At 37.8% G+C, this 23,403-nt stretch carries 21 protein-coding genes and 1 pseudogene; 9 read left to right on the plus strand and 13 right to left on the minus strand.

Annotated features, from left to right (window positions below):
- Positions 1–6 precede the first annotated feature (6 nt).
- The 9 genes and pseudogenes from ACXPAV_RS00970 to ACXPAV_RS01010 all read right to left on the minus strand — a co-directional run bounded on the left by ACXPAV_RS00970 (position 7) and on the right by ACXPAV_RS01010 (position 8,956).
- A complete protein-coding gene (locus ACXPAV_RS00970; RefSeq protein WP_458003738.1) occupies positions 7–4,056 on the minus strand; it encodes an Eco57I restriction-modification methylase domain-containing protein in 4,050 nt (1,349 codons plus the stop codon).
- Positions 4,057–4,986 (minus strand): hypothetical protein, encoded by a 930-nt coding sequence (locus ACXPAV_RS00975; protein ID WP_458003739.1) that lies wholly within the window; start codon positions 4,984–4,986, stop codon positions 4,057–4,059.
- The gene (locus ACXPAV_RS00980) at positions 4,987–5,205 is read right to left on the minus strand and encodes a helix-turn-helix domain-containing protein (protein ID WP_458003740.1); all 219 of its coding nucleotides are present in this window, start codon (positions 5,203–5,205) and stop codon (positions 4,987–4,989) included.
- A gap of 335 nt (positions 5,206–5,540) precedes the next feature.
- Positions 5,541–5,984, minus strand: a complete 444-nt coding sequence (locus ACXPAV_RS00985; RefSeq protein WP_458003741.1) for a hypothetical protein — start codon at positions 5,982–5,984, stop codon at positions 5,541–5,543.
- A gap of 56 nt (positions 5,985–6,040) precedes the next feature.
- A complete protein-coding gene (locus ACXPAV_RS00990; RefSeq protein WP_458003742.1) occupies positions 6,041–6,367 on the minus strand; it encodes a hypothetical protein in 327 nt (108 codons plus the stop codon).
- Positions 6,364–7,053: a hypothetical protein gene (locus ACXPAV_RS00995; protein WP_458003743.1), complete on the minus strand. Its 690-nt coding sequence runs from the start codon at positions 7,051–7,053 to the stop codon at positions 6,364–6,366. The genes ACXPAV_RS00990 and ACXPAV_RS00995 overlap by 4 nt, the downstream gene beginning before the upstream one ends.
- Positions 7,054–7,192: 139 nt before the next feature.
- On the minus strand, positions 7,193–7,543 hold the full coding sequence (locus tag ACXPAV_RS01000) for a hypothetical protein (protein WP_458003744.1): 351 nt from the start codon (positions 7,541–7,543) through the stop codon (positions 7,193–7,195).
- Position 7,544: 1 nt separating this feature from the next.
- A pseudogene (locus ACXPAV_RS01005) lies at positions 7,545–8,009 on the minus strand (type I restriction-modification system subunit M N-terminal domain-containing protein); the annotation flags it as partial.
- Positions 8,010–8,083: 74 nt separating this feature from the next.
- A complete protein-coding gene (locus ACXPAV_RS01010; protein ID WP_458003745.1) occupies positions 8,084–8,956 on the minus strand; it encodes a DMT family transporter in 873 nt (290 codons plus the stop codon).
- Between the two features lie 241 nt (positions 8,957–9,197).
- On the opposite strand from ACXPAV_RS01010, the gene hflK reads away from it, so the two are divergent.
- The 3 genes from hflK (at position 9,198) to purA (ending at position 12,777) form a co-directional block, all read left to right on the plus strand.
- Positions 9,198–10,442 carry an FtsH protease activity modulator HflK gene (hflK, locus tag ACXPAV_RS01015; RefSeq protein ID WP_458003746.1) on the plus strand — a complete coding sequence of 415 codons (1,245 nt, stop codon included), beginning with the start codon at positions 9,198–9,200 and terminating at the stop codon, positions 10,440–10,442.
- Between the two features lie 2 nt (positions 10,443–10,444).
- Complete coding sequence (gene hflC / locus ACXPAV_RS01020; protein WP_039084830.1) at positions 10,445–11,338, plus strand: protease modulator HflC; 894 nt, start codon at positions 10,445–10,447, stop codon at positions 11,336–11,338.
- A gap of 140 nt (positions 11,339–11,478) precedes the next feature.
- Positions 11,479–12,777 (plus strand): adenylosuccinate synthase, encoded by a 1,299-nt coding sequence (gene purA, locus ACXPAV_RS01025; protein WP_018346750.1) that lies wholly within the window; start codon positions 11,479–11,481, stop codon positions 12,775–12,777.
- Between the two features lie 115 nt (positions 12,778–12,892).
- Here the strand turns inward: purA and ACXPAV_RS01030 are convergent, their stop codons facing one another.
- From ACXPAV_RS01030 to ACXPAV_RS01040, 3 genes are all read right to left on the minus strand, one after another.
- Positions 12,893–13,018, minus strand: coding sequence for a hypothetical protein (locus ACXPAV_RS01030; RefSeq protein WP_458003747.1), 126 nt, complete (start codon positions 13,016–13,018; stop codon positions 12,893–12,895).
- A gap of 88 nt (positions 13,019–13,106) precedes the next feature.
- Positions 13,107–15,449, minus strand: coding sequence for a YadA-like family protein (locus ACXPAV_RS01035; RefSeq protein ID WP_458003748.1), 2,343 nt, complete (start codon positions 15,447–15,449; stop codon positions 13,107–13,109).
- Positions 15,450–15,468: 19 nt separating this feature from the next.
- Positions 15,469–15,645: a hypothetical protein gene (locus tag ACXPAV_RS01040; RefSeq protein WP_458003749.1), complete on the minus strand. Its 177-nt coding sequence runs from the start codon at positions 15,643–15,645 to the stop codon at positions 15,469–15,471.
- Positions 15,646–15,938: 293 nt separating this feature from the next.
- Here ACXPAV_RS01040 and ACXPAV_RS01045 point away from each other — a divergent pair, with 293 nt between their 5' ends.
- The gene (locus ACXPAV_RS01045) at positions 15,939–17,876 is read left to right on the plus strand and encodes a DNA topoisomerase III (RefSeq protein WP_458003750.1); all 1,938 of its coding nucleotides are present in this window, start codon (positions 15,939–15,941) and stop codon (positions 17,874–17,876) included.
- On the opposite strand, the gene ACXPAV_RS01050 is transcribed toward ACXPAV_RS01045, so the two are convergent.
- A complete protein-coding gene (locus tag ACXPAV_RS01050; RefSeq protein WP_458003751.1) occupies positions 17,862–18,626 on the minus strand; it encodes a DeoR family transcriptional regulator in 765 nt (254 codons plus the stop codon). The two genes, ACXPAV_RS01045 and ACXPAV_RS01050, sit on opposite strands and share 15 nt — an antisense overlap.
- 241 nt (positions 18,627–18,867) lie before the next feature.
- On the opposite strand from ACXPAV_RS01050, the gene ltnD reads away from it, so the two are divergent.
- The 5 genes from ltnD to denD are packed head-to-tail and all read left to right on the plus strand — an operon-like array spanning position 18,868 to position 23,390.
- A complete protein-coding gene (gene ltnD, locus ACXPAV_RS01055; protein ID WP_458003752.1) occupies positions 18,868–19,767 on the plus strand; it encodes an L-threonate dehydrogenase in 900 nt (299 codons plus the stop codon).
- Between the two features lies 1 nt (position 19,768).
- On the plus strand, positions 19,769–21,007 hold the full coding sequence (gene otnK, locus ACXPAV_RS01060; RefSeq protein WP_210641201.1) for a 3-oxo-tetronate kinase: 1,239 nt from the start codon (positions 19,769–19,771) through the stop codon (positions 21,005–21,007).
- Positions 21,004–21,636, plus strand: a complete 633-nt coding sequence (gene otnC, locus ACXPAV_RS01065; protein WP_013745447.1) for a 3-oxo-tetronate 4-phosphate decarboxylase — start codon at positions 21,004–21,006, stop codon at positions 21,634–21,636. Before otnK ends, otnC begins: the two co-directional genes overlap by 4 nt.
- A gap of 2 nt (positions 21,637–21,638) precedes the next feature.
- A complete protein-coding gene (locus ACXPAV_RS01070; RefSeq protein ID WP_335793110.1) occupies positions 21,639–22,421 on the plus strand; it encodes an HPr family phosphocarrier protein in 783 nt (260 codons plus the stop codon).
- 21 nt (positions 22,422–22,442) lie between these two features.
- The gene (gene denD, locus ACXPAV_RS01075; protein WP_335800566.1) at positions 22,443–23,390 is read left to right on the plus strand and encodes a D-erythronate dehydrogenase; all 948 of its coding nucleotides are present in this window, start codon (positions 22,443–22,445) and stop codon (positions 23,388–23,390) included.
- Positions 23,391–23,403 lie beyond the last annotated feature (13 nt).

A 23,403-nucleotide genomic window follows, 5' to 3' on the forward strand; every position in this document is an offset into this window, starting at 1 on the left:
TCCTCTCTACATATCCTTAATTGAATTTTTTATATGTTTCCTTTCTTCTTCCGAAAGGTTATATTTATCAAAAAGTTGCTCATCAATATCATCTATAGATTTTGACCAATTAATATCTGATTGCTCAGTAAAGTCTTGGACAGGAACAAATACAAATGTTCCCCTTGATAGATGAATAGATGTTAAAGCTTGTAGTACAAGAAATCTTGCAAATTTCCCTGTAAGGTACTTGGTAAGATTGCTAGCTTCAACTTTGTTATTAAACATTCCTGCGACTATATACGAGTGTGTGCATACCTCTTTTGGTTCTAATACGCACATAGTTTTGGTTAAAACTCGAAATTTGCCATCTTTTGATGGCTCGCCTGCGTGTTCTGCACTTGTCTGACTTATCATAGTTCTAAATGTATCTATACTATCTAAGCCCTTGCTAATTATTTCCTTAGAAATATAAGTCACTCCCTTACTGGAATATAATTTCACATCATTCTTTTCATCTTTTTCTTCTTCACCGCGAACCTTTGTTGACAATCCATAAGGACTAATAGGACTAATAATTTTATCTAATGTTTCATCTCCTAACACAGATATTTTTCTTATTATATTAACCGCTTCATTGTACCTAACTAATACATTAAACTCATTTAACGGTCTATGCATTCTATTTTCTTTTCCAGCATGTTTACTTACAACAAGGCAGTTTTCATTTGTATTGTTTGTTTTTAAAAAGTATGAAACCCCGCCACTAATACTTATATCAGGAAAACAATCTTTAGCATTAGTATAATCAACTAGTCTAGAAATTGCTAAATCATTCATCATGTCTTGTCTGAATGAATCTAACCCCATTCCACCTGCAAACCAACGAGATGGTGTAATCATGGAAACATAATGTGGGTCAATAGACTTAGCTATTGAAACAAAATATGGGTATATTGGTTTTGCTTGTCTGCTCTCCTTACTAGTAGACTCTTGATATGGTGGATTTCCTATCACTGCTCCAAACTTCACTGTACTTTCACCTACCTTTATTTTATCTTCTAATGTTATTTTACTAAATGGTTTTTCCTGCCTTAATATCTTACTTATGCTCTCATAATCGACTTCATCTTTATCATTTTTTACATTAATTAAGTCGTACGCATTGAATTCTGTCGCAATGTTTTCGACATTAATATCCAGTATTTCATAGAAGCGTCTTGTAAATTCATATGCGATAGATGATGTTGGGATCGAGTAAATAATATCTCTTACATCCTCATGCGAGTATCCAAGTTCAGATGTCAATCTTTTATATAGCGAAACGGCATATTCCCCTGATTTACTTGCAATATCCAAAAGCTTATCTTGGTTAGCCACAATTTCTTTCAGTCCATCTTCAGGTAATAAGCCTACCATTTCATCACATACCTTAGACGGTGTAATAACCTCTGATTCAGACATTCTATTAAACTTCTTGATAGATGTCATTGCTCTCGTAAGTGGCAGAACGGATTCATCGCAAGCAAGCATTGAGATATTCTGTATCTTATAGTCTAGTCTGCTACGCTTGAACGGATCCATTACCTTGCTTATTTTGGCAACAATATCTTTATCTAAGTACAAATTCTGTGATAACCTAATATTTTCATCCTTGTCAATCACGCTCAAGATGTCATCAAGTGAAGCTACTTTATCTTTTGTTAAGAAAGAAAAGAACAGAATCCTCTGATAATATGTTTTAATCTGCCCCTCTAACTTCTCTACCTCTTTATCGCTTTTTTCTTCAACATAATCGCTAGTCTCTGATTGTTCTTTGTTTTCATCAGAATTTTGAGATTTCTCATCACCATCCTCGAAGTCAAAATCATCTCCTTCACCTTGGTTCGGATCTATTGTAAGTCCTTGCTTTGAATTGAATTCTGCTTGCTGTTCAATAGCTTTCCTGATGCTTTCATCATTGAGCATAGATAAGTCAACTGGTATATCTAATACTTCATCTGACACACTTCTTTGATTGTTATATTGACTAATTGCTTCTAAAATATTTGTCGCATCTACCTCTTTGATTTTATTATGATTCATCATAATAACAGGAGAGATTCTAAGTTCTTCAACTATTCTTTCCTTTAACTTGCTATTTCCATTTTTGTCTGTGTTGACGTTATAAATCAGCGATTTTTGTTCCTGCATTCTAAATAGACGATTAGGATCAAAATCAACAAGTAGTGTTTGAGGCTTCAAATTTTCTTTAATGACTCCTTTTTCACTAGATAAGGTTCTAATATGCTGATTTTGCAATCTAAAAATCGACTGATCATATTCTTGTGGAGATGATGTGTCCTTAAAATAAAGCATAGTGTCCCATTGCTCAACTGTAGAGCCTGTAAGCATTCTATTGACAGTTAGAGTTATGGTCTTCTTTCCTTCTTCTTCGCATTTCTTGATTTTATTCTTAATATCACTTGGTTTTTTATATGTTCTACCCGCATCTACACCAGAAATATTAATAATTTCATATTCGCCTAGATTTTTAAAAGTATCTTTTTTCGTGCTTAAAAGCTCTTCCATTGCATCGCAAGAAGCACAATATGGAAGAACCATTACCATATGTTGACACATCTTACCTTCCTTGATTTTATCGTAATCCAAAAAACCAAGCAGGTTTTCATCTTCTTTGCTGCCATCAATAACTTGAAGCAAATCTAATATCTCAGTTTCATTTTTGAATTTCTTATGCCCATTATTTTTTGCGTCTTTTTTGATTGACATAGGCTCAAATAGTTTTGAAAAAGCAAAAGTAACCCCACTACTTCTAAGATCATCCATTTTTTTACGAGAAGATTCATTGGGATTAAACGCAAATCTAACCATCTGCGGAAATCCGTAATATGGATTGTCCCACTCATTTATGCCGTCTTTGTTGAGATTGTTTTTATCCCATTCTTCTTGCTCTTTGACTATATCGGAAAATTGTACAAACGAAATAATATCTTCTTTTTCAAACTCGCTTCCCATTAAAATGCGATATGGTGTACCCGACAAGTGCAATCTAATACTTGCATTTATTTGTTTTAGTTCTTTTTCAGCCACATTCACATCAATGTTCTCATCATTAAGTTTATTGATATTTACCTTATCAGATTTTTCATAGCCAGCGTTTTCTAAAATTTTCCCAAAAGATTCTGCTCTAGCTCCAAAATGAGTTTCATCGATGATTAATAGGTCAACTTGTTCCTCAAAAAGCTCTTTATGCTTGTCTTTAATTTCATCACCCTGTAAATCTTGCAAAGTTAAAAAGAGGACGACTTTTTTATTCTCTGCCCTTTTTTTCTTAATAGCATTTTCATTTGCAGTTAGGTCATAGGCTTCCAAAAACACATACTCTGAAAAATTGCCTGCTCCCTCAACCGTTTTCTTCCATTCGTCTTTTACATCAGCTTTTGCCGATACAACCAAAACAATATTTGCAGAGATTTCTAATGCACAACAAAGAGAGGTAAAGGACTTTCCAAAACGCATAACCGCATACATGAGCAAATTTTTTCGACCATTATTCACAGCTCTAACAAAGCTATCTACAGCTGATTGTTGATTTGGTCTTAAAGTCCATTTTTCACCTCTTTCGTAGTGGAAAGTCTGTGGTAGTCTATTTTTTGAACTATAATATTCATATTTACCTGAGTTTATTTCGTGACTTTTCTTTATATCTTCAATAGCATCATCAATATTCCCCGCATCAACTTCCTTGAAAAATTCTCTACTGTAGTAGATACCATCTTCCAAGTCTTCAGGTTTTAATCTTTCCTTATTTAAATCCTGCTCAAGATATTGATGAATTGCATAATCTCTAAAATAAGTTTCTTCATCAATGATAGCTTTATTCTCGTACTGTTTCTCAAGTTCAGGATAAAACACTCTCCACTCGTTTAATCTTTGAGATACTGGTCTGTATGTATCTCCAACTTTGAGATAATTTGGTACTGTATTTGTTGTAAAAGCATAGATATGAGGTTCTACACGACCAATTATAATCCTGTCAAGTATATCTATTGCTTCTATTTTCGTCTTATTCATTTAATTACCACCTTTATTTGCCAGGTCTTGGAAAGTATAATTTTTCTTTGCTCTCCAATCTTTTATAATACACAAGCTTTTTTCGTCCTTTTTTTTGAAGTCAAAGATACTCATTTGTGTGATAGGCTCTACTGCTTTTTCGTAAGGAATTGTGTATGTCAAACCATCCATCTGCCATAAATTCCAAGAAATAATCTTTGCAATATTTATTAGTTCTTTTTCTGTAGGTTGCCTATCTAACATATCTTCCATATAATCGCAATATGAAGCGAGTAGATTTTCCCTTGCGATAAGAAGGCTATCTCCTTGAAATTCAAATCCATATACACTTTGAAAAGCTCTTTCAGACCATTTTAACCATTCAGTCTCACTGTGAGTATTTTCACTCACAACTCGCATTTTCCGATCAAGAATACCTATCCTATCTTTTAGTGCCAATGGTTCTCCAGTGACTGTATCATATCTGCTCACTAAGTAAGGTGCTTCTCCACAAGTGATTTCAAGTCTTCTTTCATCAACATATTTTTGCCAAGTTTTATTCTTTTGTTCAGGGAATATGATTTTATCTGTGCTTGTTTCCCAGCCCTTTTCAGTTTCCCTATTAAATACATCTTCACGCCCAAACCAAGCATTATCCACAAGATTATTTTGTGCATTGCAAACCCAACTTGGCGTAAAAACCTCCGCTTTTTCTTTTGTTCTATTTCCTTGATTTTCTTTTGTTTTTAATATCCTCGGCTGAATAACATCCGAATGACTACCAGTAATAAGCTCAATCAAAATAGGAAAATGCGAATTATATTCTCTACCTAAAGTTTCATAATCATCTGTTCCCCAGACGATATTTCTCCTTGTTGTTCTATCAATAAGTAGGATTTTTAGAACATCTTTGCTCCATTTCCCCTCATCTACATCTATTGTAAACGCCATTTATTCATCTTCCTTTATATTCTTTTCAATACAGATTAAATCCCCAATATCCGTTCCCAGTTCTTCGCAAATTTTTCCAATAATCGTAAGCGAAACAGCTTCACCCTTGACCATTTTTGAAATCGTAGTAGGTGAAACTCCTGTTCTATCAATTAGGTCTTTTTTCTTCATATTTTTATCTATCAAGGTTTTCCATAATCCATTGTAATTGAATTTCATTTTTCCTAGTCCTCACTCCATTTATGTGGATTTTTTATCCATAATGGTATAGCATATTTTCGTTTTTAATTCTACATAAAAAAATAGTCGGTGCAGTCCGAAGACTACACCGACAAACACTTATCTCTCAGCTTCTTTAGAAGCCTTTTTCTTTTCGTTAGGCTTTACTTTTTCTTCTGCCTTAAACTTCTTGATTGCCCCAAGAATGGACTCTTTCTTTTCTTCCTGGCTCTTCATTTTCTCTTTCGCTTTTAAGAGCTTAGCAGAAAGGATTCTAACATTGGTATGCTCCTTTCCATTTTAGTCAATGGATTTTCTCTCTTGACCGAAGAGCTTTACAAAATCACCCTGTTTAAAGCCCTTTGGAATATCTCCTTTATCCCCATAAGCAGGCAATTCGTATACTGTTTATTACCATTTTCGTCCTTTGATACAACGGAGAAGTTGACCACTTTAAAAGGTTCTCCCTTCTTGTTTTCTCGTTCTACCACCTCAACTTTTCCTACTACATTGCCGACAATGTTGACTAGGTCATTATCATCCTTTTGCACAATCTTATTTTCTTTCATCTGACCACTTTCACGAAGCTCATCAATCATATAGTCAAATTCCTCGTTTAGTAGGCTCATAGAGTCTTTTTCCATATACTCATCATAAAGCTTATCAAGTGCATCCTTGTCGTTAATGCCTTTCTCAAAGCTGATTAGAGCCTTTGTAAAGTCCTTGTGGTTCTCATTTGCCATTTGTTCGATTGCGTTTCTCATTTCCTTGTAATTCATTGTCCATACCTCCATATTTGTTGTTAAAAATTGAAAAGGGACTTAAACTAAGCCCCTTATCGTTCATCATGTTCTTTTGCTTTTGTGTCTTTTACTTCTTTTTCTCTTTGTTCCGCTTGGAACGACTTAATCTGCCCTAAGATAGACGGTTTTTCTTCCTTGGCGTGAAGATTATCTTCTACATCGTAAGTAGACTCAAAGTAGCCGCTGTCTCTAAAATCATTATCATACCTGTCAGGTACTCCGTCATTATCCAAATCCTTGGCAAGAGGATCATAAAAATTACCATCATCGTCAATTTCAAGTCCTAACGCCTGTTTTAGTGCTTGCTCATCAACGGAAACAAACTCGCCAAAGTCACCATATGCTATTTCAGACTTCATGACTTCATGACTTCAAGAGCCTTTTCTTCGCTGCCATATTCTTTCACATAATCGAAATGACTTATCTTTTTGCCGTTTATAAGCTGACTTGCCGTAAAGTCCTCAAGATTAAGCTCGTACTGTATCTCGTGTTTTTCATCAGGCGTATTCGTATAAGCAATGCCTATATGCTTTAAATCTGGATACAGCGTATTAAAATCTTCATAGCTATAGTTTTCTTCATACTCTCTGTTGCAAAAGTCAATAATGGCTCTTTTCACATCTTCTACAAGTGGATTGAGATTTTCCTTTTCTTCCACCTCTCCCATATCTAAAAGCTTATTTAACTCTGCCAGCCTTAATACCTTGTTTTTAAGCTCTTCTACCTTTTCAAAAGGCTTTGTAAGTTCTTCCTTAGCGTTTTCAAGCTGTTCTTTAGTGCTTACAAGTTTGTCCTCCAGTCTTTTAACTGTTTCAGGCATTTTTTCAATGGCATTATCAAGTCTTGTGATATTACCGTCTACACTCGTTCCAAGCTCTCCCATAGTTTTAGAAGCACCATTTAAGCTGAAATTATGCTCATTGGTAAAGAAGTTGTAACTCACCTCCAGGTCCATATTTCGATATTTGCCGGCAACCTTACTCTCATTGATTTTTACAGTCTTTATAGCTTCAAGTAGCTTTTTGCCTGCTTCTTTTTTATCCATTATCTTCACTCCGTTAATGGTCATAGAAGTAAACTTGTTTTCGCCATCTCCTTGTGGTTCTACCCTTGCTATATCCTTTTTAACAGCTTCAATCAGTGTCTCAAGCCTTGCGATTTCCTCAGGATATGTTTTGACAACCTTATCTTCTAATTCGATACCGATTGGATTTGTAGTTTGCCTCCAGCATTTTCAGCTTTGTAACCTCGTTATCCAAGTCCATTTTCTCTTTAATTTTGGGATCACCTGTGGCAAGTGCCTTAATTTCTGCATAGTTTAGGGAGCTTGCGTCCACATCTTCTGCCACTCTGACTGGGGTTTTGCTTGTCATAATCTGAGAAATGAACTTCTGCTTATTTTCAATCGTCTGCCACAAATACGCATCAAAGGTATTTTCCGTTACATAACGATAAATATGAACCTCCTTATTTTCATTTCCCTGACGGACAATTCTACCTGCACGCTGTTCAAGGTCTGCGGGTCTCCAAGGCATCTGGCACCCAAAAGATGTTTTCAGCGGTGTAGTTGTCTTGCAGTTCCATTTCGCTGTGGAGCAAGGCTTGGTAGTCTTCGGGGGAATAGTCGTTGGGGTCAAGATAAAGGGGATTTTCGGGATCTTGCAACTGGGCTTGGAGCTTTTCACGAAAGGCGGTGAAGCTGTCGGAGATGTATTTTAAGAAGATAAAACCGAGAACGATGTGTTTGTAGTTGGCAGCGTCTAGCTGGTTTCTTAACTTATCCGCCGCTGCCCATAAACGGGCATCTAAATCGTTTAAAAACGCTTGCTGTTGTGCGAGGCTGGCACTACAATCCTGCTGGCTGGCTGGCTGGCTGGCTGGCTGGCTGGCTGGCTGGCTGGCTGGCTGGCTGGCTGGCTGGCTGGCTGGCTGGCTGGCTGGCTGGCTGGCTGGCTGGCTGGCTGGCTGGCTGGCTGGCTGATTTAATTTAATTTGATTCATTTTTATCTCCATTTTGTTGGTTATGATAGTTCGTTATTATAGCGATGTTCCAAAGATTTTGAAGATAGGGCGGTTTATGTGTGGCTGTTTGCCGTTCTCTGTCGGATAGTGTGCAGAATGAAAACGAGGGTTACGCCTAAAACGAGCAGAATACCGCTTGCAATTTTCCAATTTATTTTTTCATGTAAGAACAATATAGCGAAAATAATGCCGAATATCGGTTCAAGTGCCGAGATCACGCCGGAAATATTAGCTGAAACGAATGGTAAACCGCTATTCCAGATTTTTGGTGCTAGCCAACTGCAAACAATACCTAGATAAAGGAGGGCGATGAGATCGATCATAGGTGGATTAAAATGCCATTGTTGATTTAATAATAGGGTGAATGGCAAGCATAACAGCATTCCTAGTACGATAGTAATGGCGGTGTAATTACGAGGAGAAATTTCTTTCATTATCGCTTTAGCCCAACGGGTGGTGAAAGCGAAAACGACGGTGGAAGCTAACACTAAAAAACAACCTAAAACATCAATTTGACTGTTCGGATCATCATCGCTCACCACTAAGGCGATGCCGATAAATGCGAGTAGTCCGAGAAAATAGTCAAATTTTCCAGTTTTTTCTTTAAAGAAGAGATCGCCGACAAATACCATAATCAAGGGTTGTAAACCGAGCATTGTTACTGCACTGGAAGCGGAAGTGTATTTTAAGCCTATAAATTGTAAGAGAAAAACAACAGGGTAATTGAGAAAAGAGAGCCATATTAATTGTTTGTAATGATGTGATGCGATATGGTGATAGCAACGCATAAAGGTTGGTAAAACAATAAAAGCAGCAATACAAAAACGAAATTGCACTAAAATTACCGGTTCAAAAGAGTGATATGCTAATTTCCCGATTGGTAATGAGCTGCCCCAAATAGCGATTGCAATAAATAAAGCCAACATAAAGATAACAATATAAATTTAATAGGATCAGCATTATAAATCTGAGCTTAAATTTGCTGCAAGCCCATCAATAAGTTAGGGAATTTTGTTAGACTTATCAGCGGATTTTGTTTAGACTGAACACTTTGCAAAAATTACATTATTCTGTAATTTTGTTTTTTAGTGTGAACACAAACAAGTGTGATACTTGAATTTGCATAAATCGTTTTTATAGTCTTTTATCACTTAAAAGGAGAAAAATATGTCGTGGAATGATTCAGGGCAGGATCCTTGGTCAAAGCCGGGAAGTTCGGATAAGCAAGAGAACAAAGGAAATAGCACATCTGGACAAGATCAAAAACCAAATCAACAACAAAATAATGACAATAATCCACCTGATTTGCTTGAAGAGTTATCAAAATTTTTCAATAAATTGAATCAAGGTGGGCAAGGAAATAATAATCCACAACGTCCTTCAAGTGCGGCAATTTCTTCTAAAGGTTTCGGTAAATTAGCTATTTTTGCGGTGATTATTGCCGTGATTGTTTGGGTAGTTTCAGGATTTTATACTATCAAAGAAGCAGAACGTGGTGTGGTATTGCGTTTTGGGAAATTGGAAAAGATCGTTCAACCGGGTTTAAATTGGAAACCAACTTTTATTGATAGTGTGATTCCGGTTAATGTGGAACGCATCAGTGAACTGAAAACTCAAGGTTCAATGTTAACGCAGGATGAAAATATGGTTACGGTTGAAATGACCGTACAGTATCGTATTCAGGATCCAGCACGTTATCTTTTTAATGTGGTCGATCCTCAAGATAGTTTAAGTCAAGCGACAGACAGTGCATTGCGTTATGTTATTGGTCATATGACAATGGATAATATTTTGACAACAGGGCGTTCTGTAGTGCGTGAACGGACTTGGAAATCATTGAATGACATTATTAAACCTTACAATATGGGCTTAGAAGTCATTGATGTTAACTTCCAATCTGCCCGTCCACCGGAAGAAGTTAAAGATGCATTTGATGATGCTATTAAAGCTCAAGAAGACGAACAACGTTTGATTCGTGAAGCAGAAGCTTACGCTAGAGAGCGTGAACCAATTGCGCGCGGTAATGCACAACGTATTGTAGAACAGGCGACAGCTTATAAAGAACAGGTTGTATTGGATGCACAAGGTGAAGCGGAACGTTTTGCTAAATTATTGCCTGGGTTTAAAGCAAATCCTGAATTATTGAAAGACCGTTTATATTTGGAATCTATGGAAAAAGTGATGGCGGGAACACCAAAGGTGTTATTGGATAATAGCAATAATTTAACTGTGTTGCCGTTGGAACAGCTGTTAAAACAAGGGAAGAAAAGTTCAGAGGATTCGAGCGAACAGCATCAAAAAGTGAACGATATGCCGAAAGTGCCGCTAACATCATCAGCACCAATGACTAAACCGGTCACAGATGCAAAAGGACAAACAACAATTGAAGTAGATCGTCAAGGGAGATTTTAATGATGCGTAAGTTTGTAATTCCTATTTTAGCTGTGATTGCGGTTATTGTTTACGCCAGCATTATTGTAGTACCTGAAGGCACAAGAGGTATTATGTTGCGTTTTAGCAAAGTACAACGTGATGCTGATAATAAAGTGGTGGTATATAGTCCGGGATTGCATTTTAAAATTCCATTTATTGATGGAATTAAGATTTTAAATGCGAGAATCCAAACTTTAGATGGGCAAGCGGATCGCTTTGTAACCGTTGAGAAAAAGGACTTATTAGTTGATTCTTATGTGAAATGGCGTATTGCCGATTTTGGTAAATTCTACACTTCAACCGGTGGTGGGGATTATTTGCGTGCAGATAGCCTGTTAAGACGTAAAGTCAATGATCGTTTACGTTCTGAAATTGGTTCTCGTACCATTAAAGATATTGTTTCCGGAACTCGAGGTGAATTAATGCTGGATGCGAAAAAAGCCTTAAATACAGGAGCGGAAAGCACCTCAGAATTGGGTATTGAAGTAGTAGATGTTCGTATTAAACAAATTAATTTGCCGGTGGAAGTTTCTTCTTCCATTTATCAGCGTATGCGTGCAGAACGTGATGCAGTAGCACGTGAACACCGCTCTCAAGGCCGTGAAAAAGCGGCATTTATTCAGGCGGATGTTGATCGTAAAGTAACCGTGATCTTAGCTAATGCAAATAAAACTGCACAAGAGTTACGTGGGGAAGGTGATGCTGTTGCAGCGAAAATTTATGCTGACAGTTTTGGACAAGCACCGGAATTTTATAACTTTATTCGTAGTTTAAAAGCTTATGAAAAGAGTTTTGCTCAATCCGATAATATGATGATTTTGAAACCGGATAGTGAGTTTTTCCAATTTATGCAACGTCCACAAGGACAAAAGTAACTGAAAAGCCTCAATAGAGGCTTTTTTTATGTTGAATTTGGAAAAAGATTGGTTTGGCATTTTATGTATCTGGTAGTAAAGTATTTTCTTGGCTAGGATAGATTTTTTTAAACTGAAATAGAGAACCTAAAGGTAAAATTATGGGAAAAAGTGTAGCAGTTCTTGGCGCTCAATGGGGCGACGAAGGAAAGGGTAAAGTTGTTGATCTTTTAACGGATCGTGTGAAATATGTTGTTCGTTATCAAGGTGGACACAATGCAGGGCATACTTTAATTATTAATGGCGAAAAAACAGTATTACGCCTTATTCCATCAGGCATTTTGCGTCAAAATGTAACTTGTATGATTGGTAACGGCGTGGTGCTATCGCCTTCTGCATTAATGCAGGAAATGGGGGAATTGGAATCTAAAGGTGTGGATGTTCGTAACCGCTTGTTAATTTCTGAAGCTTGTCCGTTAATTTTACCTTATCACGTAGCGATGGATCACGCACGTGAAGCAGCATTGGGTAAAAAAGCAATTGGTACAACTGGGCGTGGTATTGGGCCGGCTTATGAAGATAAAGTTGCTCGCCGTGGTTTACGTGTTGGCGATTTATTCAATATGCAAGTATTTGCGGAAAAATTAAAAAATGTTTTGGATTACTACAATTTCCAATTAGTGCATTACTACAAAGTTGAACCGGTCGATTATGATAAAACGCTTGCGGATATTCAAGCAGTTGCTGATATTATCAAGGCTATGGTGGCAGATGTAACTACTATTTTGCATCAAGCGAGAGCAAGAGGTGACAATATTCTGTTTGAAGGCGCACAAGGTACAATGTTGGATATTGACCACGGTACTTATCCATATGTTACCAGTTCAAATACTACTGCCGGCGGTGTAGCAACTGGTTCAGGTTTCGGGCCGCGTAATCTTGATTATGTATTGGGAATTATCAAAGCCTATTGCACTCGTGTTGGTGGTGGGCCATTTACAACAGAATTGTTTGATGAAGTTGGTATGGAAATTGCCCGTAAAGGAAATGAATTTGGAGCAGTAACCGGTCGCCCTCGCCGTTGTGGTTGGTTTGATGCGGTGGCAGTTCGTCGTGCCATTCAATTAAATTCTATTTCCGGTTTTTGTATGACCAAACTTGATGTATTAGATGGATTTAAAGAAATTAAAATTTGTGTTGCATATAAAATGCCAAATGGTGAAATCCTTGAATACGCACCATTAGCTGCGGAAAAATGGGAAGGGGTTGAGCCGGTTTATGAAACTTTACCCGGTTGGTCAGAGAATACTTTCGGTGTTACCGATTTTAATCAATTGCCTGAAAATGCACGTAAATACATCAAACGTATTGAAGAAGTTACCGGTGTGCCGATTGCGATTCTATCAACAGGCCCAGATCGTGTTCAAACAATGATTTTACAAGATCCGTTTGCTGCATAATTTTTTGTTTGGCTGAAAAGTAATCTGACCCTGAAAAGTTGGATGCTCATTTAAGGACTGAATTCTGTATCGAACAGGATTCAGTCCATTTAATTTTAATTGTATTCTGCCCTGCTTAATAACGAACATATTCTTTAATAATAAATTCTAGTAATGTATGACAGGTTAAAGAAAGCGTTTCGTGGTGTTGAAAGTAGAAATGTACAACTTGTTGTTTAAATTTTTGGTTGTATTTGGTCATAAAAAATCTGCACCTCTGTTGCTGGATAATAAGTCCAACTTTTGGGGTGCAGATCAGCGTTAAGTCTTTTTATTTGGCTTAATAATCTTTATTTTAATTTAGATAATTTCGCTTCAATCGCTGCTAAACGTTGTTTTAGCATCATATTTTCTTGCTCAAGAGAACGAATGCGTTGTTCATCATTAGATACCTTGATAACAGGCGCTTTTTGGTTTGATGAACCAAAGCGATAAGTGATACCTGCATTCCACATTTTATACTTACTGCCTGAATAAGCTGCCCCAGCATTTAACAACAAGTTCTCGTTGATGTGATGAGCCACACCCAACGCAAATCCTTGTTTGTCTTTAAAACGCCCAGTACCTGCCATCACTTGAAATTTCTCATTAGGATCATATTGCAATGGTTTTAATGCGGCTAATGCAGCATTCATCACATCACCTGCACGAGATTCTTCTTCGACACTATCTATACGACGATTTATACGGTGATCAGTTTGTGCAAGCTTGATGGTATTATTTTCAATAAGTTTTCTGTTCATCGCATCACCTGCACGAGATTCTTCTTCAACACTATCTATACGGCGATTTATACGGTGATCAGTTTGTGCAAGATTGATGGCATTATTTTCAATAAGTTTTCTGTTCTCTTCAGTTGCACCCATAACAGCGTATAACTGGCTACCATTAATTGCATCGGTACTATCTGCGTTAATACGACCAGCTGCGACATTGGTGATAGTACGATAGATGGCATTATCCATATCGGTACGACCATTACCATTCGTATAATGAGCAGGATCATTCCAATGCCCTTCATTGGTAGTATCGGTATAACCAACAACGCCTTTTCCACCAATACTAACGGTTCCTACCACTTGCGATTGATCGCCACCTGCAAACGTATATTCTTTACCATTAATGGTTGTAGAAGCAGTTGCTTTAACATCTTCGGTAATTGAACTGTTTCCTAAAGCAACAGAATTTTTATGATCTGCACGAGCATATGCACCAAGTGCTACTGCACTATCTTCTGTTACCACAGAGTAAGTTCCAACAGCCGTATCCGCTTTGCCAGTTGTATAACTACGAGTTCCCATTCCCACACTGAGTTTTCCTTCCGCAACCGCACCATTACCAACAACAGTAGCCTGACTTCCTCCAGCAATGGCTGCCGCACCAATCGCCGTTGCCCCCACAGCACCTAAGCCAAATTTATTTGGATGATTATATGCATCACGGTCAATAATAATACCTGCTTTGGCAGCTTCACCTATAACAGTATTACGATACCCAACCGCTTCTGCTGAATTACCGATAGCGATAGCCCCCGAGCGGATCGTACGAGGATCGTCACCAGGGGAAACATTATATAAAGGTTTACCTGTTTCAGGGTCAATGCGATCAAAGATATCCGCATTAGCATAGTCCTCATTAGTTGCACCTGCTTTTGCTAATGTACCAATGGCAATGCCATTCATATTGTAGGCATAGGCATTGACACCCATAGCAACAGTATACGTATCAAGGGCATGACCATAGCCAATAGCCGTTGCGATATAACCCTTGGCTTCTGCACTTTTGCCAACAGCTAGTGAACCTGCCCCTTCTACTGTGCCACTATCCACTTTTTTCTTTAAATCTTCTTGTACAGTATAGAGTTGTCCACCATTAACCACCTCTTTACTGTTTTGTGCTATGTTACCATTAGACACATTAGTGATTTTTCGGTTATTAAAAGATGCCGTATTTGCAACATCATTGGTACCGCCAAAAGCTATGGAATTATTTGCATTGGCTTTTGCACCATAGCCAAATCCCATAGCACCAGATGCATTAGCTTGCGCGCCGAAACCAACAGCAATCGTATTATCTTCTTTTGCCACTGTTGCTTGCCCTATTGAAATAGCACCTTGTTTTAAGGATTGGCTACCACCGCCGATTGCGGTAGTATAATCAGCATTTGCTTTAGCTCCAGAACCAATCGCATTGGACATATTTCCCTTCGCTTCCGCATTTGGTCCAATAGCATTTGCCTTATTTCCTTCTGCCTTTGCAGAGTCTCCGATAGCTTGTGAGCTAGTACCATTAGCCCTTGTACCATAACCAATTCCAATAGCCTTCCCAGCATTAGCTTGCGCACCAAAGCCAACAGCAATCGTATAGTCTTCTTTTGCGACTGTTGCTTGCCCTAATGCAATGGCACCTTGTTTTAAAGCTTGGCTACCACCACCGATAGCATTGGCATAATTAGCAGATGCCTTGGCTCCTTGCCCCATAGCAACAGAAGAGCTTGCAGTGGCAGTTGCAGATTCACCAACAGCTAAACCACCATTATTGCTTGTGCCTTGTTTAACGGGCTCACCTACAGCAGCGGCTGCATTAACGGCAATAGTGAGAGTAGAAAGGGTAAATAAAATATTTGTCTTCATTTTTATCTCCTGAAATGCGTTAGTTATAAATGTGATGAAAAAATGTCAAAAATAGAGATAAAAAATTAGACAGGGGGGGATCTTTTGTGGTTAGCTTGCTTGCTTGCTTGCTTGCTTGCTTGCTTGCTTGCTTGCTTGCTTGCTTGCTTGCTTGCTTGCTTGCTTGCTTGCTTGCTTGGATAATATTAAATATCATTAAAGTTCTCCGTAAAAATAGATGAATTTATTGTAAAATTATTTACAGTAAACGTCTTGCTTTTGTTTTATAAAATATAATATTTGGTTACTATAAAATACTAATAATAACCCTAAATGATTTTAATCATTCTACTCCAAATTCAAATTTATTTAAGTTAATTTTGTTGTTTTTATAAAATAAATGGTTCGTTCGTTTGATTTTTATCATAAGTTTTCATCCATTTTTTTAGGCTACAAAAAAGTCTTTTACTTTACTACAATAGTTATTATTTTTTTGTTTTTATTATTGTTATGCGCCTTTTTATTGCAGAAAAACCAAGTTTAGCTCGTGCCATCGCTGATGTATTGCCTAAACCCCGCCACCGTAATGATGGTTTTATTCGTTGTGGTGAGAATGATTATGTTACTTGGTGTGTCGGACATTTATTGGAGCTGGCAGAGCCGGATGCTTATAATCCGACATTTAAACAATGGCGTTTAGATCATTTGCCAATCATTCCACAGCAGTGGCAGTTTTTAGCTAAAAAATCAACAGCTAAACAACTTGCCGTTATTAAACAACTGTTAAAACAAGCAGATATTATTGTGCATACAGGCGATCCAGATCGGGAGGGGCAGTTATTAGTTGATGAGCTATTTGCTTATTTTAAGTTGCCAAAAGAAAAGATTGCTACAATTCAGCGGTGTTTAATCAATGATTTAAATCCGGCGGCAGTGAGCAAAGCGGTAAATAAGTTACAATCAAATCAAGATTTTAAATTCTTAACTATTTCCGCATTGGCACGCACACGCGCAGATTGGCTTTATGGTATCAATATGACGCGTGCTTATACTTTGAGGGGGCAACAGGTTGGTTATCAAGGGGTATTGTCAGTTGGTCGTGTGCAAACGCCAGTATTAGGTTTAATTGTACGCCGTGATTTGGAAATTGAACATTTTGTACCAAAAGATTTTTTTGAAGTTCAAGCAATCATTCATCATTCTGTTGAAACGGTTGCTGATAATCCTCAGTTGAAGGGTTACCCGTTTAAAGCACTCTGGAAACCGAGTGAGGCTTGTGAACCTTATCAAGATGAAGAAGGGCGAATTTTATCGAAAGCATTGGCGGAACACGTGGTCAAAAAAGTGAGTGGGAAACCTGCATTAGTAACAGATTTTCAAAACAAAACTGAAAAAGAAACTGCACCTTTGCCTTATTCTCTGTCTGCGCTGCAGATTGATGCTGCTCGAATGTATGGAATGTCCGCTCAACAGGTGTTGGATATTTGTCAACGTTTATATGAAACACATAAAGCTATTACTTATCCACGTTCGGATTGTCGTTATTTGCCGGAAGAGCATTTTGTGGATCGTGAGAAAATTTTTGTGGCGATTTCTAATAATTGTCAGCAATATCAATCCTTTGTAGAGGGGTTTGATCCTACACAAAAAAATCGCTGTTGGAATGATAAACAAGTTGAAGCTCACCACGCTATTATACCGACAGCTAAACAGGGTTTGCGTTTAAACAGTGAAGAGCAGAATATTTATCAGTTGGTTGCTCGTCAATATTTAATGCAATTTTATCCGGATGCGGAATACCATAAAACAAAGATTCAGTTATCAATAGATAACGGTACTTTTATTGCACAAACACGAGGATTGGCAAATGCTGGTTGGAAAAAACTACAAGGTAAGGAAGATGCTGATCCGCAGTCAAATATAAGTGCATTACCAGTGGTAAAAAAAGGTGATGAATTATACTGTTCCAGTGCGGAAGTGCTGAATAAAAAAACGCAACCTCCAATGTATTTTACTGATGCTACTTTGTTGTCAGCAATGACAGGAATTTCTCGATTTGTACAGGATAAAGCCTTGAAAAAAGTGTTAAGAGAAACGGATGGTTTAGGCACAGAGGCAACACGAGCCGGCATTATTGAATTACTGTTTAAACGCGGTTTTTTAACTAAAAAAGGGCGGCAAATTCATAGCACTGAAGCAGGACGAATTTTAATCGGCGCATTACCGGAGATTGCGACCCAACCTGATATGACCGCACATTGGGAACAACAGCTGGAACAAATTTACCGAAAAAAATTGAGTTATCAAGCTTTTATGCAACAACTGACTACACAGTTGCCACAATTGATCCAACAGATTGATCTACAAAAATTAATGTCGTTAAGAAATGTACCGCAGCAGAGACAAACTAAAAAACGTTTTATCCACCGTAATTCAACTGCCGGCTAAAACGAATTCAATATCCATTGCTTTGATTGCTTTTTGAATATTTTCCGGCAACTGATCATCAGTGATCAAACTATCAAAGGCGGTTAATTCACAGATCCAAAAGGTTGCCAATTTACCGTATTTTGAGGAATCGGTAACTAACGTTTTGTGGCGACTTGATGCCAAAATTGCACGTTTAACTGCCAGTTTGCTCTCATCCGGTGTGGTAAGACCTTTTAAACTCCACGAAGAAGTCGATACAAAAGCAAGATCAATCGAAATGTTTCGCAGAAATTGTGCAGCCAATTCACCGACTGCAGAACGATTTAATTTATTGATTTTTCCGCCGGTATGGATCAATTCGCCTTGACCATTAGTAATCAAAAAATCTGCCACTGAAAAATCATTAGTAATGATCAACAAATCCTGTCTGTCAGCAATATGTCGTGCGATTTCCAGAGTAGTTGTACCTGCATCAAGATAGATAGTGGCATTTTCCGGAATGCGTTTTGCAGCACATAAACCTATTTGTTCTTTTTGTTCCTGAAATAGAAGTGATTTAGCCGTATGCGGTGGTTCAAAAGCAAGTTTTTCTTGAATTTGTACACCGCCAGAAACGGAAATGACTTCACCTTTCTCTTCCAATTTTTGAATATCCCGACGGATAGTCATATGAGAGACACCAAGCATTTCCATTAAAGTGTTAATGCTGACAATATTCTGTTCACTGACGATATTTAGGATGCGTTTTTGTCGTTCTGCGGGAATCATTTTGTTGTCCTAATTGCTTTTTTTCAAATTATAACGTTGAACATTTGTTTGATCCAATAAGATTTATTTTTAATAAAAACATAGAGATATGCTTTATTTAATAGCTGTATAAATTCGACTTAACAAAATAAAACAAAAATATGTGAATATTTGTTAAATATTGTGATCCAGATCGCATAATTTATTTTTTAAATCACTTAATATACTAATATTAAAAAATAAACAACTAAGGAGATTAAAAATGACATATTCAGTAGCTGTTGTTGGCTTGGGTGCAATGGGAATGGGGGCTGCTTTATCCTGTATAAATGCTGGGCTTGATACTTATGGCATTGATTTGGATGATAAATTACTTGAAAAACTTAGCGTTTCTGGCGCAAAGGGGGTTGGAAAAAATGCCGGTGATTTTGCAGATAAGTTAAATGCGGTAGTGTTATTGGTAGTGAATGCTAAACAAGTAAATCAAGTCTTATTTGGAGAAAACGGATTGGCAAAACAGCTAAAACCGGGTACTGCTGTAATGGTTTCATCTACAATTTCTGCACAAGATTCAAAAGAAATTTCACAAAAATTAACAAATTTAGGTTTGTTAATGTTGGATGCACCGGTTTCTGGCGGTGCAGCAAAAGCTGCGATTGGGGAAATGACAGTGATGGCAGCTGGCTCTAAAGAATCCTTTGCGGCGTTACAACCAGTGTTGGATGCTACCGCAAGCAAAGTTTACAACATTGGTGAAGAAATTGGGTTAGGGGCAACCGTGAAAATTATTCATCAATTATTAGCCGGAGTGCATATTGCAGCAGGAGCTGAAGCGATGGCATTAGCGGCAAAAGCGGGTATTCCTCTTGATTTAATGTATGACGTGGTAACTCACGCTGCCGGTAATTCGTGGATGTTTGAAAATCGAATGAAACACGTTGTGGAGGGCGATTACAGCCCATTATCAATGGTTGATATTTTTGTGAAAGATTTAGGTTTGGTTAATGATACTGCAAAATCTTTGAAATTCCCGCTCCATTTGGCAAGCACTGCTTACAGTATGTTTACTGAAGCTAGCAACGCTGGTTATGGTAAACAGGATGATAGTGCGGTGATTAAAATTTTCAGTGGCGTTGAATTACCAAAAAAACAGGAGAAGTAAGATGTTGGGTGTAATTGCAGATGATTTTACCGGTGCAAGCGATATTGCCAGTTTTTTAGTGGAAAATGGTTTACGAACTGTACAAATGAACGGTGTGCCTCAAACCGCATTGGAGCAAGAAGTGGATGCAATTGTGATTAGCTTGAAATCACGTTCCAATCCTGCACAGGAAGCGGTGCAACAATCTTTAGAAGCGTTGCATTGGTTACAAAATAATGGTGCAACACAATTCTATTTTAAATATTGTTCAACCTTTGACAGCACAGCAGAAGGGAATATTGGTCCGGTAACTGATGCATTATTAAATGAATTAGATGAGAAATTTACCATTATTACACCAGCATTACCGGTAAATGGACGCACAATTTTTAACGGTTATCTTTTTGTTGGTCAGGTGTTATTGAATGAGTCAGGAATGCAGAACCATCCGATTACGCCGATGACGGATGCAAATTTGATGCGTTTGATGGATCGTCAAGCGCAAGGGAAAACCGGATTAGTGCCTTATGCGGACGTAATCAAGGGAGCAGATAATGTCAAACATTGTTTCCAACAGTTACAACAGCAAGGTTTCCGTTATGCCGTGGTTGATGCGGTCGATAATTCGCAATTAGCCGTGTTAGCGGAAGCGGTTGCTGATATGAAATTGGTTACTGGCGGTTCCGGTTTAGCGGCTTATATGGCGCAGCATCAGGCACAAGGTAAACGGCACCAAGCCTTTGTTCCACCAAAAGGTAAAACAGTCATTTTATCTGGTTCTTGTTCAGTGATGACCAATAAACAGGTGGCATATTATCAGACTAAAGCAGCAACACAGTGGCTCGATGTAGAACAGGTGTTGAGCAATGATAATTATGTTGAACAGCTTTTTGATTGGGTTGTTGAACATTTGGATGATGCTCAGGCTCCTTTGGTTTATGCCACTGTTGCTCCGGAAAAATTAAAGCAGATTCAACAACAGTTTGGAGCGGAAACTGCCAGTCAGGCGATCGAACAGGCATTTGCCCAATTAGCGGAAAGATTACGTAATTATGGTGTGACCAACTTTATTACTGCTGGCGGTGAGACTTCAAGTATTGTCGTACAAAAATTAGGCTTTAAAGGTTTCAATATTGGTAAACAGATTGCTCCGGGCGTGCCTTGGTTGGGTGTGTTGGATGCGCCGGTTTATCTTGCATTGAAATCAGGTAATTTCGGTCAAGAATCTTTCTTTAGCTATGCACAGGAGATGATGAAATGACGGAGCAAGAAATTAAAACACAATTAGTGCAACTTTCGCGCTCGTTGTTTGAACGTGGCTTTAGTGTTGGTGGTGCAGGAAATATTTCGGTGAAATTAGATGATAATCGTTTTTTAGTTACACCAACAGGATCTTCTTTAGGGCGTTTGAATGAAGAGGAAATCTCTGTAATTGATGCTGAAGGTAAATTGTTGAGCGGTAAAAAACCATCAAAAGAGTATTTTTTTCATTTAGCGCTTTATCGTGAAAAACCGGAATGTAATGCGATAGTTCATCTTCATTCCACTTATTTGACAGCATTATCCTGCAAAGCGGATTTGGATTATGACAATGCCATCAAAGCCTTTACACCTTATTACGTGATGCGTGTCGGTCGTTTGCCGGTGATTCCTTATTATCGACCGGGAGCTGCGGAAATAGGGCGAGATTTGGCAGCGAAAGCCAAGGAGAGTAAAGCATTTTTATTAGCAAATCACGGTGTAGTGGTTTGTGGCAGTGATTTACGAGATGCCGTGGATAATAGCGAAGAGTTGGAAGAAACAGCGAAGTTAATGTTTATTTTACAAGGACAGAATATTCGTTATCTCTCAGATGATGAAGTGAATGATTTAAAAAATAGGGGGAAATAGTTATGCCTAAGTTTGCAGCAAATTTATCAATGATGTTTACAGAAGTGCCGTTTCTTGATCGTTTTGAAGCGGCAGCCAAAGCGGGATTTAAATATGTTGAATATCTTTTCCCTTATGAATATCCGGCAGAGGAATTAAAAGCAAAATTGGATCAATACGGTTTAAAACAGGTGTTATTCAATACTGCACCTGGTAATGTTGTTGCTGGAGAATGGGGAGTTTCTGCTATTCCGGGGCGTGAAGTAGATAGCCATAAAGACATTGATTTAGCTCTTGAATATGCGATTGTTTTAGGTTGTCCAAATGTTCACGTAATGGCTGGCGTAGTGCCTGAACCGTCTCAATACGCAAAATACAAGCAAACTTTTATTGATAATGTTCGTTATGCCGCTGATAAATTTAAAGCTCACGGAATTAATGTGTTGTTGGAAGCATTAAGCCCACAAGTTAAACCGAATTATTTGATATCCAGTCAATATCAAACTTTGGAATTAGTGGATTTAATTAATCGCGATAATGTTTTCGTTCAACTTGATTATTTCCACGCACAAAATGTAGATGGCAATTTGGCACGTTTAACCGATAAATTGCAGGGCAAATTTGCTCATGTGCAAATTGCCTCCGTTCCGGATCGTCACGAACCTGATGAAGGTGAAATCAATTACTCCTATATCTTTAAAAAACTTGATGATATCGGTTATCAAGGTTGGGTTGGTTGTGAATATAACCCACGCGGTAAAACAGAAGATGGGTTAGGTTGGTTTGATAAGTATAAAAATGAATAACAAATAAAGAGGAGAAAAAAGATGAAAGTTATTATTACCGGTGGACAAGGATTTTTAGGTCAAAGATTGGCAAGAACATTGTTACAGCAACAAGATGTCAAAATTGATGAGTTGATTCTTGTTGATATTAATGAGCCTGTTATTCCAAATCAAGATTCTCGTGTACGTAGCGTTAAAATGGATTTGCGTCAGGAATTGGCAGTAAAAGAGATTGTAACCGCAGATGTTGATGCAATTTTTCATTTGGCGGCGATTGTAAGTAGCCACGCTGAGGAAGATCCTGATTTGGGCTATCAAATAAACTTTCTAGCTACTCGTAATTTACTGGAGAGTTGTCGAGCGGTAAATCCAAATATTCGTTTTATTTTTTCTAGTTCATTAGCTGTTTTTGGTGGAGATTTACCAGCAGTTATTCAAGATCAAACAGCAGTAACACCGCAATCCACTTATGGATCACAAAAAGCAATGTGTGAGTTGTTGATTAATGACTATACCCGCAAAGGCTTTGTTGATGGATTAGTTTTACGTTTACCAACTATTTGTATCCGCCCGGGAAAACCTAATAAAGCAGCATCTTCATTTGTAAGCAGCATTATTCGTGAACCATTAACTGGTGAAATGGCTAATTGTCCGGTTGATAAATCTCTTGCATTATGGCTTTCCAGTCCAGATACCGTAGTTGCGAATTTTATTCGTGCATTAACTTTGCCATCATTAGATAAACGTGATTGGCACGTTGTAAATTTGCCAGGATTTACCATCACCGTTGAGGCAATGTTACACGAATTAGCGTTAATTAAAGGGGAGGATATTCTTAATAAAGTTACTTATCAATTCGACCAGAAAATTAATGACATTGTGGCAAGTTGGCCGGCGAAAATTGATATTTCGCGTGCGTTATCACTCGGCTTTGTTGTTGATAATCACTTTGCAGATGTTATTCATCAATTTATTAATAAAGATCTATAACAGGAGAAATCAT

The organism is Gallibacterium sp. ZY190522 (assembly GCF_054166015.1).